Annotated in this window: 11 protein-coding genes and 3 tRNA genes; 8 read left to right on the forward strand and 6 right to left on the reverse strand. The window is 69.8% G+C overall.

Annotated features, from left to right (window positions below; all coding sequences use genetic code 11):
• Positions 1 to 3: 3 nt before the first annotated feature.
• From ACFVFH_RS10100 to purS, 4 genes are all read right to left on the reverse strand, one after another.
• Positions 4 to 642, reverse strand: a complete 639-nt coding sequence (locus ACFVFH_RS10100; RefSeq protein ID WP_383765684.1) for a TetR/AcrR family transcriptional regulator — start codon at positions 640 to 642, stop codon at positions 4 to 6.
• Positions 643 to 1,019: 377 nt separating this feature from the next.
• Positions 1,020 to 3,269 carry a phosphoribosylformylglycinamidine synthase subunit PurL gene (purL, locus tag ACFVFH_RS10105; protein ID WP_383765686.1) on the reverse strand — a complete coding sequence of 750 codons (2,250 nt, stop codon included), beginning with the start codon at positions 3,267 to 3,269 and terminating at the stop codon, positions 1,020 to 1,022.
• Positions 3,266 to 3,934 carry a phosphoribosylformylglycinamidine synthase subunit PurQ gene (gene purQ, locus ACFVFH_RS10110; RefSeq protein ID WP_093549594.1) on the reverse strand — a complete coding sequence of 223 codons (669 nt, stop codon included), beginning with the start codon at positions 3,932 to 3,934 and terminating at the stop codon, positions 3,266 to 3,268. The genes purL and purQ overlap by 4 nt, the downstream gene beginning before the upstream one ends.
• A 62-nt stretch (positions 3,935 to 3,996) precedes the next feature.
• Entirely contained in the window at positions 3,997 to 4,257 is a 261-nt protein-coding gene (gene purS / locus ACFVFH_RS10115; RefSeq protein WP_176729353.1) for a phosphoribosylformylglycinamidine synthase subunit PurS, read from the reverse strand.
• Between the two features lie 384 nt (positions 4,258 to 4,641).
• Here purS and ACFVFH_RS10120 point away from each other — a divergent pair, with 384 nt between their 5' ends.
• The 8 genes from ACFVFH_RS10120 (at position 4,642) to ACFVFH_RS10155 (ending at position 10,058) form a co-directional block, all read left to right on the forward strand.
• Positions 4,642 to 4,977, forward strand: coding sequence for an Lsr2 family protein (locus tag ACFVFH_RS10120; RefSeq protein ID WP_383765687.1), 336 nt, complete (start codon positions 4,642 to 4,644; stop codon positions 4,975 to 4,977).
• Between the two features lie 161 nt (positions 4,978 to 5,138).
• Positions 5,139 to 5,210 (forward strand) — tRNA-Gly (locus tag ACFVFH_RS10125).
• A gap of 98 nt (positions 5,211 to 5,308) precedes the next feature.
• Positions 5,309 to 5,381: transfer RNA gene (locus tag ACFVFH_RS10130), tRNA-Gly, on the forward strand.
• 441 nt (positions 5,382 to 5,822) lie between these two features.
• Entirely contained in the window at positions 5,823 to 6,944 is a 1,122-nt protein-coding gene (locus ACFVFH_RS10135) for an ABC transporter ATP-binding protein (RefSeq protein WP_383765689.1), read from the forward strand.
• Complete coding sequence (locus ACFVFH_RS10140) at positions 6,944 to 7,735, forward strand: ABC transporter permease (protein WP_383765690.1); 792 nt, start codon at positions 6,944 to 6,946, stop codon at positions 7,733 to 7,735. The genes ACFVFH_RS10135 and ACFVFH_RS10140 overlap by 1 nt, the downstream gene beginning before the upstream one ends.
• 33 nt (positions 7,736 to 7,768) lie before the next feature.
• The gene (locus ACFVFH_RS10145; protein WP_383766742.1) at positions 7,769 to 9,355 is read left to right on the forward strand and encodes a sensor histidine kinase; all 1,587 of its coding nucleotides are present in this window, start codon (positions 7,769 to 7,771) and stop codon (positions 9,353 to 9,355) included.
• Positions 9,352 to 9,963 carry a response regulator gene (locus ACFVFH_RS10150; RefSeq protein WP_383765692.1) on the forward strand — a complete coding sequence of 204 codons (612 nt, stop codon included), beginning with the start codon at positions 9,352 to 9,354 and terminating at the stop codon, positions 9,961 to 9,963. Before ACFVFH_RS10145 ends, ACFVFH_RS10150 begins: the two co-directional genes overlap by 4 nt.
• A 22-nt stretch (positions 9,964 to 9,985) precedes the next feature.
• A tRNA-Gly gene (locus ACFVFH_RS10155) sits at positions 9,986 to 10,058 on the forward strand.
• A 62-nt stretch (positions 10,059 to 10,120) separates the two neighbouring features.
• Here the strand turns inward: ACFVFH_RS10155 and ACFVFH_RS10160 are convergent.
• Both ACFVFH_RS10160 and ACFVFH_RS10165 read right to left on the reverse strand, forming a co-directional pair.
• Positions 10,121 to 11,035 (reverse strand): phosphoribosylaminoimidazolesuccinocarboxamide synthase, encoded by a 915-nt coding sequence (locus tag ACFVFH_RS10160; RefSeq protein WP_383765694.1) that lies wholly within the window; start codon positions 11,033 to 11,035, stop codon positions 10,121 to 10,123.
• Between the two features lie 243 nt (positions 11,036 to 11,278).
• Entirely contained in the window at positions 11,279 to 12,742 is a 1,464-nt protein-coding gene (locus ACFVFH_RS10165; RefSeq protein ID WP_383765696.1) for a N,N-dimethylformamidase beta subunit family domain-containing protein, read from the reverse strand.
• Positions 12,743 to 12,821: the final 79 nt, after the last annotated feature.

The following is a 12,821-nucleotide window of genomic DNA, read 5'->3' on the forward strand; positions in this document are numbered from 1 at the left end:
GGCTCAGGCCCGGGTCGCGAAACCGGCCAGGCCGTCGGCGAGCAGTCCGAAACCGCGCTCGGCGAGCGCGACGGCGTCCGGCGCCACCGCGTCCGCCGGTTCGCCCGCCAGGAGCCGGAGCTGGTTCGCGTGGACGAGGCTGTTGCGGGTGGCGATCAGCTGGGCGGCCGCGATCCGGGCGAGGTGCGGCTCCTCCCCCTCCTCGACCAGCGTGGCGGCGAGCAGGTCGAAGGAGCGTACGGAGAACGCGTGGGCCCGGGTGAGCAGCGCCGGGGTCTCCACGATGAGCCGGCGCACCCTGAGTACCAACGGCGCGTCGCTCATTCCGACCGAGGGGTCGCGGTTCTCGACCCCGGCCAGGAACTGCCCGAGCACGGCCGTCAGAGCCGATTCCCCGGGGGCCCGGTCCCGGACCGCGCGCGCGACATCACCGACGTGCGCCTCCATGGGGGCGAGGATCAAGTCCTCCTTGCCGGAGAAGTAGTTGAAGACGGTCATCTTCGATACTTCGGCCGCCTCGGCGACCTCGGCGACCGAGACCTGGTCGAAGCCGCGCTCGGCGAAGAGTTCGCTGGCCGCGGCCAGCAGGCGGTGCCGTGTCTGGAGCTTCTTGCGCTCGCGCAGGCTCATCCCCTCGGTCATGGCGTCACTGTACCAGGATGAATCTTGAGCTGAGAGTAATTGTTGACTTGATACATTTCCTTGGGTCGTGGCAACACTCACCGCGGCGGTACCACGCCGCCCCGGAGCGGGAGTTCCGTCATGTCCGCAGCCACACCCACGGCGGTGACGCGCCGTCAGCGCACTATCGGACGGAAGCGGGTACGGAGACCGGCGCACGCGCCGGAACACCATCGCTCCACCGGTGAAACGCCTGCCCCCGGTCGTCACGGCCCGCCCCGCCACGCCCCTCCTCCGGACACGGACACGGGCACGGGCACGAGGACTGCCTTCGGACACGAGAACGGCCCCGCCCATGAACCGGGCGGGGCCGTTCTCGTCGGAAGGAAACGCCGACCTCAGGCGAGCAGCGCCGGAATGGTCGCCTCGTGCGCCGTGCGCAGCTCGCTCAGCGGGATGCTGAACTCGCCCTGGATCTCGATCTCCTCGCCGTCCACGACACCGATCCGGGAGACGGGCAGACCCCGGGCCCCGCACATGTCGTTGAAGCGGAGCTCCTCGCTCCGCGGCACGGAGACGACCGCGCGCCCCGCCGACTCGGAGAAGAGGAAGGTGAACGCGTCCAGACCGTCCGGCACGACCAGCCGGGCACCCTTCCCGCCGCGCAGGCAGGACTCGGTGACCGCCTGGACCAGACCGCCGTCGGAGAGGTCGTGCGCCGCGTCGATCATGCCGTCGCGGGAGGCCGAGATCAGGATCTCGGCGAGCAGCTTCTCGCGGCCGAGGTCCACCTTGGGCGGCATGCCGCCGAGGTGATTGTGGACGACCTCGGACCAGGCCGAGCCGCCGAACTCCTCACGCGTGTCGCCCAGCAGATAGAGGAGCTGGCCCTCTTCCGCGAAGGCGACCGGCGTACGCCGGGTGACATCGTCGATCACACCGAGCACGGCCACGACCGGCGTCGGGTGGATCGCCGTCTCACCGGTCTGGTTGTACAGCGACACATTGCCGCCGGTGACCGGGGTGCCCAGCTCCAGGCAGCCGTCCGCGAGACCGCGGGTGGCCTCGGCGAACTGCCACATGACGTCCGGGTCCTCGGGCGAACCGAAGTTCAGGCAGTCCGAGATGGCCAGCGGCTTGGCGCCCGACGCGGCGACATTGCGGTACGACTCCGCCAGCGCGAGCTGTGCGCCGGTGTACGGGTCGAGCTTGGCGTACCGGCCGTTGCCGTCGGTCGCCATGGCCACGCCGAGGTTGGACTCCTCGTCGATGCGGACCATGCCCGCGTCCTCGGGCATCGCGAGCACGGTGTTGCCCTGCACGAACCGGTCGTACTGGTCCGTGATCCAGGACTTCGACGCCTGGTTCGGGGAGGCGACCAGCTTGAGGACCTGCTCGCGCAGCTCCGCGCCGTTCGCCGGCCGGGCCAGCTTGCCCGCGTCGTCCGCCTGAAGCGCGTCCTGCCAGGACGGGCGGGCGAACGGGCGGTGGTAAGTCGGGCCCTCGTGGGCGACGGACCGCGGCGGCACGTCGACGATCTGCTCGCCGTGCCAGAAGATCTCCAGCTGGGAGCCCTCGGTCACCTCACCGATGACGGTGGCGATGACGTCCCACTTCTCGCAGATCTCCAGGAAGCGCTCGACGTGCTGCGGCTCGACGATCGCGCACATGCGCTCCTGCGACTCGCTCATGAGGATTTCCTCGGGCGAGAGGGAGGAGTCGCGCAGCGGCACGGTGTCCAGCTCGACGCGCATGCCGCCGGAACCGGCGGAGGCCAGCTCGGACGTGGCGCAGGAGAGCCCGGCGCCGCCGAGGTCCTGGATGCCCGCGACGAGCTTCTCCTTGAAGATCTCCAGGGTGCACTCGATGAGGAGCTTCTCCTGGAACGGGTCGCCGACCTGGACGGCCGGACGCTTGGCCGGGCCGGTCGACTCGAAGGTCTCCGAGGCCAGCACCGAGACGCCGCCGATGCCGTCGCCGCCCGTGCGGGCGCCGTACAGGATGACCTTGTTGCCGGGGCCGGAGGCCTTGGCCAGGTGGATGTCCTCGTGCTTCATCACGCCGATGCAACCGGCGTTGACCAGCGGGTTGCCCTGGTAGCAGGCGTCGAAGACGACCTCGCCGCCGATGTTCGGCAGCCCCAGGCAGTTGCCGTAGCCGCCGATGCCCGCGACGACGCCCGGCAGGACGCGCTTGGTGTCGGGGTGGTCAGCCGCGCCGAAGCGCAGCGGGTCCACGACGGCGACCGGGCGGGCGCCCATCGCGAGGATGTCGCGGACGATGCCGCCGACGCCGGTGGCCGCGCCCTGGTAGGGCTCGATGTACGAGGGGTGGTTGTGCGACTCGACCTTGAAGGTGACCGCGTACCCCTGGCCGACGTCGACCACACCGGCGTTCTCGCCGATGCCGACGAGCATCGCGTCGTTGACGGGGACCTTCTCGCCGAACTGCTTGAGGTGGACCTTGCTGCTCTTGTACGAGCAGTGCTCGGACCACATCACGGAGTACATGGCGAGCTCGGCACCGGTGGGACGGCGGCCCAGGATCTCGCGGATCCGGGCGTACTCGTCCTCCTTGAGGCCGAGTTCCTTCCAGGGCTGCGCGACGTCCGGGGTCCCGGCCGCGTGCTTGACCGTATCCAGGCTCATGCGTTGACCAGCTTCTTGATGATCGAGGTGAAGAAACCGAGTCCGTCGGTGCGGCCGGTTCCGATCAGCGGCTCGACGGCGTGCTCCGGGTGCGGCATCAGGCCGACGACATTGCCCGCGGCGTTGGTGATGCCGGCGATGTCGCGGAGCGAGCCGTTGGGGTTCATGTCCAGGTAGCGGAAGGCGACGCGGCCCTCCGCCTCCAGCTCGTCGAGCACGCGCTCGTCGGCGACGTAACGCCCGTCCATGTTCTTGAGCGGTACGGAGATCTCCTGGCCTTCGGAGTAGTCCGAGGTCCAGGCGGTCTCCGCGTTCTCGACGCGCAGCTTCTGGTCGCGGCAGATGAAGTGCAGATGGTTGTTCCGCAGCATCGCGCCGGGCAGCAGGTGCGCCTCGGTCAGGATCTGGAAGCCGTTGCAGATGCCGAGGACCGGCATCCCCGCCTTCGCCTGCTCGATGATGGTCTCCATGACCGGCGAGAAGCGGGAGATGGCTCCGGCCCGCAGATAGTCGCCGTAGGAGAAGCCGCCCGCCAGGATGACCGCGTCGACCTGGTGCAGGTCCTTGTCGCGGTGCCACAGCGATACGGGTTCGGCGCCCGCGAGCCGTACGGCCCTCAGGCTGTCCTGGTCGTCGAGCGTGCCGGGAAAGGTGACGACTCCGATTCGGGTGTTACCGCGGCCCGAAGGGCCTCCCTCACGGGTGGTGGTGGGAGACGGGCGGGAAGTCACTTCGACTCCTCGGCCTTCTCCACCTTCACGGTGAAGTCCTCGATGACGGTGTTGGCGAGAAAAGTCTCGGCCATCTCGTGAATACGGCTGAGGGCGGCGTCGTCGACCGGCCCCTCGACCTCCAGCTCGAAACGCTTTCCCTGACGTACGTCCGCGATTCCCTCGAAGCCGAGACGGGGCAGTGCGCGCTGCACCGCCTGTCCCTGCGGGTCGAGGATCTCGGGCTTGAGCATGACGTCGACTACGACGCGTGCCACTGGCACTCCCGGTGGTGGTGTGGTGCGGCTGTTTCTCCGGGGGGCTCCCCAGACCCCCGCAGGTCCCCTCAGCGTACCTGGCCAGAAATTCTACGCGGGTAGATATCATGGATCCTTGATCACGCCCAGATATCGGACGCGACAACACACGGGGAAAGTCCTGCAAAAAAAATCCTCACCGGCAGCACACATAGAAGGCTGACACGCGGAGGTAATTGGGTGGGCTTCACAATGCGGCACCTACCGCTGTACAAATGATTACCGGGGAATGCAACCTCGCCCCTAAACAGTCGGCAACCGTCGACCCCGCATCCGCCTAGCAGCCGGAAGGCCGGCATCAGCGCATGCCAGACGCGCCGATACCGTAGGAAAGGACCGATATCCGTGGCTCAGCGCGTAGTGGTCACGCTCTCCGACGACATCGACGGGGGAGCAGCGGCGGAAACGGTCTCCTTCGCCCTGGACGGGAAGTCGTACGAGATCGACCTCAATCCGTCCAATGCGAAGAAACTGCGCAAGGTCCTCGCGCCGTACATGGCGGCGGGCCGAAAGCAGACAAATGCCAGCAAGCATGGCAAGACCCCCGCGTCGTACCGGCACACGTCCCTCGCCCCCGACCCGGCGGCCGTGCGCGCCTGGGCCCGCTCCCATCGGATGGAGGTGCCGGCCCGCGGCCGGATTCCCAAGAAGGTCTACGAGGCGTTCCGCGAAGCGAGTTGACCGGGCGCCAGAATCCGGCCGCCCGAACCGCCCGCCGGGAGCGGCCGCCGCACCCCTCGACGACACCCTGCGGGCACCGACTTGCGCAACACCCCCGCAGGTCGGCTAAAGTCTGGAGCACGCCGAGGGGCAAGGCCGCAAAGCCGAACCTCACGCAGCGTGCGGGTGTAGTTCAGTAGCAGAACATCCCCCTTCCAGGGGGAAGGCGCAGTGTGCAATTCCTGTCACCCGCTCTGCATCGCTCTTATCGACCACTCCGGTGGATCGGGTAGGATGATGCTCGCACCGCCCGATGAATCCCCTTTCGGGGAGTACAATGAGCGGCAGCAATGCGGACGTGGCTCAGTTGGTAGAGCATCACCTTGCCAAGGTGAGGGTCGCGAGTTCGAATCTCGTCGTCCGCTCTTGATCGAATGAAGGCCCTGGTCGATATCGACCAGGGCCTTCGTCGTATTCCTTCCTGTCTTCATGCGTTCTTGGCTCGCTCTTGCCCCGCTCTCATCGTGCGCTTGCCTCGCTCTCGTCGTGCGCTTGCCTCGCTCTTGCCTCGCTCTCGTCGTGCTCTCGTCTGTCGGCTTCTGTCCTCGCCCGCCCTCTTCTCGCGCTGTCCTTGTTCTCCTTCTTGTTCTCCTCGATCTCTGCGATCTCTGTGATCTCTGTGATCTCCGGGCACTCCGATCCCTGTGCTCTCCGGGCACTTCAGGCACTCCGATCCCTGTGCACTCTGTGATCTCCGGGCGCTCCGCGCCCCTACCCCCCACCGCCGCTCTTCTCATGACGTTTGTCATGAGCTGTGATGACAGCTCGCACTGATTCCGGCGCTGGTCCGGCGGGACTCTGTAGACATGACCAGCGACGACATTGCAGGCGGCCGCGCGGGCAGGGCGGCGGACAGGTCCAGGGGTGGGGCGACGGACAGGGCCGGGGGCGGGGCGGCCCGGAAGGCTGTGGCGAGTGCCACACCCTTCTCCGCCTCCGGTGCGGTGATCGAAGCGGACGGCGTGCGGCGGCGCTACGCGGGTGGCTTCGAGGCCGTGGCCGGAGTCTCCTTCTCGGTGGCGCGCGGCGAGCTCTTCGCCCTGCTCGGCACGAACGGCGCCGGGAAGACCTCCACCGTCGAGCTGCTGGAGGGGCTGGCCGCACCCGACGCCGGCGCGGTGCGGGTGCTCGGCCACGACCCGTTCCGCGAGCGCGCCGCCGTCCGGCCCCGGATCGGGGTGATGCTCCAGGAGGGAGGCTTCCCGTCCGACCTCACGGTCACCGAGACGGTACGGATGTGGGCAGGCTGTACCAGCGGTGCGCGCCCGACCGGCGAGGCACTGGACCTGGTCGGGCTCACCCACCGGGCGCGGGTGCGGGTCAAGCAGCTCTCCGGCGGCGAGCGTCGGCGCCTCGATCTGGCGCTGGCCCTGCTCGGCCGCCCGGAGGTGCTCTTCCTGGACGAGCCGACCACCGGGCTCGACGCCGAAGGGCGCCGCGACACCTGGGAGTTGGTACGCGCGCTGCGCGACGGCGGCACCACCGTGCTGCTCACCACCCACTACCTGGAAGAGGCGGAGACGCTCGCCGACCGGCTGGCGATCATGCACCGCGGGCGCATAGTGACGGCGGGCACCACCGCCGAGGTGACCGCCGCCCGCCCCGCCCGCATACGGTTCGAGCTGCCGGAAGGAGTGCCTGCGGCCCGGCTTCCGCTGGGGCTGCGGGCAGCCGCCGAGGACCGCCGGATCGAGATCCGTACCCACCGGTTGCAGGAGTCCCTGGACGAACTGCTGACTTGGGCACGGGAGTCGGACGTGCGGCTGCACGGTCTCGACGCTCGCTCGGCCTCGCTCGAAGAGGCGTTCCTCGAAATCGCCCAGCACGCGTCCCAGTACGAGCCCGATCCCGCGTCCGAGTCCGAGTCCGAGCCAGCGTCCGGGGCCGTGTCCAGGTCCGGGTCCGGGTCCGAAGAGGTGGCAGCGTGATGACGACCAACACGGCTGGTACGACCGGCACGACGCTCCTGGGGCGGCTGACGGCCCTCGGGAGGGCCGAGGTCACCCTGCTCGCCCGCAATCGGACGGCGATATTCGTCGCTCTGCTGATGCCGGCCGCCATGGTGCTGGCGATGAAGTCGACGATGAAGCAGTCCGTTCTCGACGGGACGGGCCTGACCGTCGCAGCCGCCGCGCTGACTGGCGGCATCGGCATCGTGCTGCTCCAGGCCGTCTACATGAACCTGGTCTCGGCCTACGTGGCACGGCGAGAGGACCTGGTCCTGAAGCGCCTGCGCACGGGCGAGGTCACCGATCGGGAAATCCTGATAGGGACCGCCCTGCCGTCCGTCGCACTGGCGCTCGCGCAGGCCGTGGTGATCATCGCGGCGGGGACGGCCTTCTTCGACCTCGCTGCACCGCAGCGGCCCGAACTGCTCCTGGCGGGCCTGCTGCTGGGTGTGGTGCTGCTGACGGCGCTGGCCGCGGCCACCTCCGTGCTGACACGCACCGTGCAGACGGCACAGCTCACCACCCTCCCGCTGTTCCTCGTCTCGATGATGGGCTCGGGGCTCTTCGTGCCGCTGGAGATCATGCCCGGCCCGATGGCGAAGGTGTGCGAACTGCTGCCGGTGACCGGAGTGATGACGCTCGTCCGGACCGGCTGGCTGGGCGGGGCCGAGGGCTCCGACCTGCTCGCGGCCGCTCTGACCGGGCTGGCCTGGACCGCTTTCGCCGTGTTTGCTGTGCAGCGTCGGTTCCGCTGGGATCCTCGACGCTGAGAGCCGAGAGCCGAGGAAGGACGGGTCGTGCCGATGCTCGTAGAGGGCTGGCGCCGCAGCTGGCAGAGGCGCACCAAGCTGGAACGGATCGATCTGTACTCACGGCTGACCCTCTCCGTGATCCCCTGGCTCTTCGCACTGTCGTGGCAGCTGGTCCCCTTCAAGTCGGACATCCGCCATGCGCCGCTCCCGATCGCGCTGAGCGTGGCACTGCTGCTCCTGAGCCTGGTGCAGTGCCTGCTGAGCAACCGCAATGTGCAGCTGTCGTACCAGCACTACCTCCGCATCGCCGTCTTTCCCCGAAGGCGGCAACTGATTCCGGTGGCAATACTGCTGATGTCCCTGAGCCTGCAAGCGGTGCTGGCAAGGGTGGACGGAGTGGACGACGCCGGGCTGCTGCTCATGATCTCGAACGCGCCGATGGCGTTCGCGATCACGCAGACCCTGCTGGTCCCGGTCCGCACCTTCCTCATCCAGTCCTGCGCCTTCACCGCGCTCAGCGTCGGCGTCTTCGCCTCGGTCGGAATGCGGGGCGGAATCCTGGCCGGGGTGGCACCGGCGACGCTCTTCTCCTGTCTGCTCGCCCTGATCTCCGTACGGCCCAGCGCCTGGAGCCTGAGCGTGATGTGGCAGGCCGAGGAGGCCCGGGAGCTCCAGGCCCGGCTCGCGGTGGCCGAGGAGCGGGTGCGGTTCGGCCGGGACCTGCACGACGTGCTGGGCCGCAATCTCGCCGTGATAGCCCTGAAGAGCGAACTGGCCGTGGAGCTGGCACAGCGCGGCAGGCCGGAGGCGGTGGACCAGATGGTCGAGGTGCAGCGCATCGCCCGTACCTCCCAGCAGGAGGTACGGGATGTCGTACGGGGATACCGGGAGGCGGACCTGAGCACGGAACTGGCCGGAGCCCGGGGGGTGTTGAACGCGGCCGGAATCGCGTGCGAGGTGGTGGGCGATGCCGACGGGGCGCTGCCCGCACCCGTGCAGTCGGCGCTGGCCTGGGTCGTGCGGGAGGCGGCGACCAACGTGCTGCGGCACGGCGATCCGCGCCACTGCATGATCCGGCTCGACTCCTCGGCGGAGGCGGTCGTGCTGCGCGTGGAGAACGACGGGGTGGCGACGGCCGACCCGCAGCAGGGCGAGGGCTCCGGACCGGGAGGCGGTACCGGGCCGGGCGGTTCCGGGCTGGCCGGGCTGCGGGAACGGCTGCGCGTGCTCGACGGGACGCTGGACGCGGGCCGGACGAGCAACGGCCTGTTCCGGCTCACCGCAACGGTCCCCCTCGCGCCGACGGGGCCGTCCGCCGACCAAACGGCCCCTCCAGCCCCACCGGCGCCCCAGAAGCTTCCCGCCCCCCGAGAGGCGAATCCGCCGACAACCCCCGGGGCACCCGCCCCTCGGGACGGAAAGCTGCGGACCGCCCCGGGGGCGCCCACCCCTCGAAACGAAAAGCCGCGGACCACCCCCGGGGCACCCGCTCCCCACGACGAGAAGCCGCAGGTCGGCCGGGAGGCGCACACCCGGCACGACGAGAGACCGCGGACCACCCCCGGGGCACCCGCCCCTCACGACGAGAAGCCGCAGGCCGGCCGGGAGGCGCACGCCCTCCAGGAGGAACGACGATGACGACCGTACGAGTGCTGCTCGCCGACGACGAGCATCTGATCCGGGGTGCGCTGGCGGCGCTGCTGGCCCTGGAGGACGATCTCGTGGTGGTCGCGGAGGCGGCGACCGGCCCGGAGGCGCTGGCCATGGCGCTGGCCCACCGGCCCGATGTGGCGGTCCTCGATCTGGAGATGCCGGGTGCCGACGGTGTGAGTGTCGCCACATCCCTGCGGGCCGAACTGCCTGGCTGCCGGACGATGATAGTGACCAGTCACGGCCTGCCCGGACACCTCAAACGGGCCCTCGCGGCGGGCGTGCGGGCCTTCGTCCCGAAGACGGTCAGCGCCCGCCAGCTGGCCGGGATCATCCGCACCGTGCATGCCGGAAACCGTTATGTGGACCCGGAGTTGGCGGCCGACGCGATCGCTGCCGGGGACTCTCCGCTGACCGCCCGCGAGGCCGAGGTGCTGGAGCTGGCGGCGGACGGGGCGCCCGTCGCGGAGATCGCCGAGCGGGCGTCGCTGTCGCAGGGAACGGTCCGGAATTACCTCTCCGCGGCCGCTTCGAAGCTCGGTGCGGAGAATCGCCATGCCGCGGTGCGTCTCGCACGGCAGCGCGGATGGGTATAGTGGGTCTCGCGCTTCGGCGCTTGCGGACGTAGCTCAGTTGGTAGAGCGCAACCTTGCCAAGGTTGAGGTCGCCAGTTCGAACCTGGTCGTCCGCTCGGTTCAGCAAGAAGCCCCCGGCCTTTCGGCCGGGGGCTTCTTCGTGTTCCGATGGCGGTCGCTACTGCCAGGGCGTGCCGGTGAGGAGTTCGTACGCCTCCAGGTACTTCGCCCGGGTCGCGTCCACGATCTCCTGGGGCAGCGCCGGCGGCGGCTGCTCGCTCCTGCGGTCCCAGCCGGAGGCGGGCGAGGTCAGCCAGTCCCGTACGAACTGCTTGTCGTAGCTGGGCTGGGCCCGGCCCGGCTCCCAGGTGGCCGAGGGCCAGAAGCGCGAGGAGTCCGGGGTCAGCACCTCGTCCGCGATGATCAGTTCCTCGCCACCGTCCGCCGTGGGCGCGAATCCGAACTCGAACTTCGTGTCGGCGAGGATGATGCCGCGCTCGCGCGCGATGTCACGTGCCCGGCCGTAGACGTCCAGCGTGGTGCGGCGCAGCAGCTCGGCGGTCTCCGTGCCGACCTGGCGGGCCGCCTCTTCGAAGCTCACGTTCTCGTCGTGGTCGCCGACGGCCGCCTTGGTGGCGGGCGTGAAGATCGGCGCCGGGAGCTCGGAGCCGTCGACGAGCCCTTCGGGCAGCGCGAGGCCGCAGACCGTACGGGACTCCTGGTACTCGGCGAGGCCGGAGCCGGTGAGGTAGCCGCGGGCGACGCACTCGACCGGGACCATCCGCAGCGACCGGCAGATCAGGGTGCGGCCGGCCCAGTCCGCGGGGGCTCCGGCGGGGAGTTCCGTGGACAGGACGTGGTTCGGCACGAGATCGGCGAGCTGGTCGAACCACCAGAGCGAGAGCCGGGTGAGCACACGGCCCTTGTCCGGGATCTCGGTCGGCAGGACCCAGTCGTACGCGGAGATCCGGTCGCTGGCGACCATGACGAGGTCGCCCGCCTCGTTCCGGTACAGGTCGCGCACCTTGCCCGTGTGCAGGTGGGTGAGCCCCGGAACCTGCACTGGCTCGGGCTTTTCTACAAATCCGGACACGCTGCCTCCGCGTAGGTTGATCCAGGAGTCGTTCCGATTCTCCCGTATCGGGTGCGGTGGGGTGGAACGGGGGCGTCCGTGACACCGACTGCCGCGGCCCCGGCGGACTTCAGGTGTCGTGGGCCGGCCACGGGCACGGGCACGGGCACGGTGTCGGGGTCAGGCGGGCCGGTCGGGGGCCGGCTTCGGACGCGGTGGCGCGGTGGTGCGGCGCGGTGGTGCGGTGCGGTGGTGCGGTGCGGTTCAGTCGCGTTTGCAGATGCGGTCCAGGAGGTTGGCGGTGGCCCGCTGGATACGGGGGTCCACATGGCCGGGGCGGTCCAGGGCCGGAGACCAGGCGAAGGTGCCCGAGGCGAAGACGATCGCCCCGGACGGGGCCCGGTACACGGACGTCTCCTGGTGGCGTGTGACGCCCTCGCTGTCCAGATACGGGGAATGGGCGAGCAGGATGCGGCTCTCGTGCTCGGGGAGCGGGATGCGTGGGAAGTAGCGGTCGGCCTCGCCCGCGACCAGGCCGTCGAGCTCGTCGCCCTCGCCCGCGCCCGTCGCCTCCCAGAGCCAGTGCTCGGCGTTCCGTACGACCAGGGGGTGGGGGTCGGGGACCCGGCCCGCGTACTGGATCCCCAGGAGCTGCTGCTCGGGGCGGTCGATCTCGCGCCAGAGCGCGGGTTTCCCGGGGCCGCGCCGCTTGCGGCAAGTGAGCAGCCGGTCAGGGACTCCGGAGGGCGACGGGGAGAGGCTGACCTGCCAGTACATGGTGTTGGCGGAGAGGAAGACCAGCGAGGTGCCGCCGTCGCGGGCGCGTTCGACGGTACGGCGCATGGGCACCGACCAGTACTCGTCGTGGCCGGGGAAGACCATGCCCCGGTAACGGGCCGGATCGACGCGGCCCGCGTGCAGATCGCGGGTGTCGGCGTAGGCGATGTCGTACCCGTACCGCTCGGCCCAGCGGATGAAGTCGTAGGCGTGGCCGACGTGGAGCGGCAGCCCGGCGCCCGCGTAGGGGCGGTCGAAGGAGACGGTGACCGCGGCGTCCTCCTCGCCCAGCAGACCGCCCTGCTCGTCCCAGGCGTGGTAGAGGCTGGCGCCGGTGCGGCCGTCCTCCGGATAGAGGTTGTACGCCTGCCAGGTGACGTCCGGCAGGACCAGCAGCAGATCGGCCGGCTGGTCGTCGCGGACCGTGAACGGGATGTGGGAGCGATAGCCATCCATCGTGGTGAGCACGGCGACGTACGCGCCGATCGACCAGTAGCTCGGGATCTGCAGCCGCCAGGACTGCCACCAGTGGTGGCAGGAGACCGTGCGGTCGGCGGTGAGCGGGGCGGGCTGGACGATGCCGGAGAGCCGGGGGCTCGTGGTGATCTGGGCGGCGCCGTCGCCCCCGTAGTGACCGATGCGGTAGATGTCCACGGTGAACTGCTGGGGCGGGTCCACGGTGATGTGGAAGTCGATCGCCTCGCCGGGGGCCGCGGCGCCCGTGGAGATGAAGCCCTTGATCTGCCGGTGCACGTCGTCGGCGGTCCGTGTCCCGCCGTCGGTGGAGCCGTGACCGCGGTCGGGGTCGGCGTACCAGGGGACGACGTGTCCGGTGTCGTCGAAGTAGTTCTCGCTGCCGCGCAGCCAGGGCACTGGACCTTGGCCGAAAGGATCGGAGACGGCATGCGCGAGGGCGCCCGACTCCCACCGTCGAATGTGCTCCGCCCCCATGCCGTTTCCCTCCCTCAAGTCCCCCAGGACAACAGTCGATGGCCGATGGCGAATCCCCGGGGCGGCAGTCGACGCCGAA

The sequence above is a fragment of the Streptomyces sp. NPDC057697 genome, from assembly GCF_042799335.1.
GTDB lineage: Bacteria > Actinomycetota > Actinomycetes > Streptomycetales > Streptomycetaceae > Streptomyces.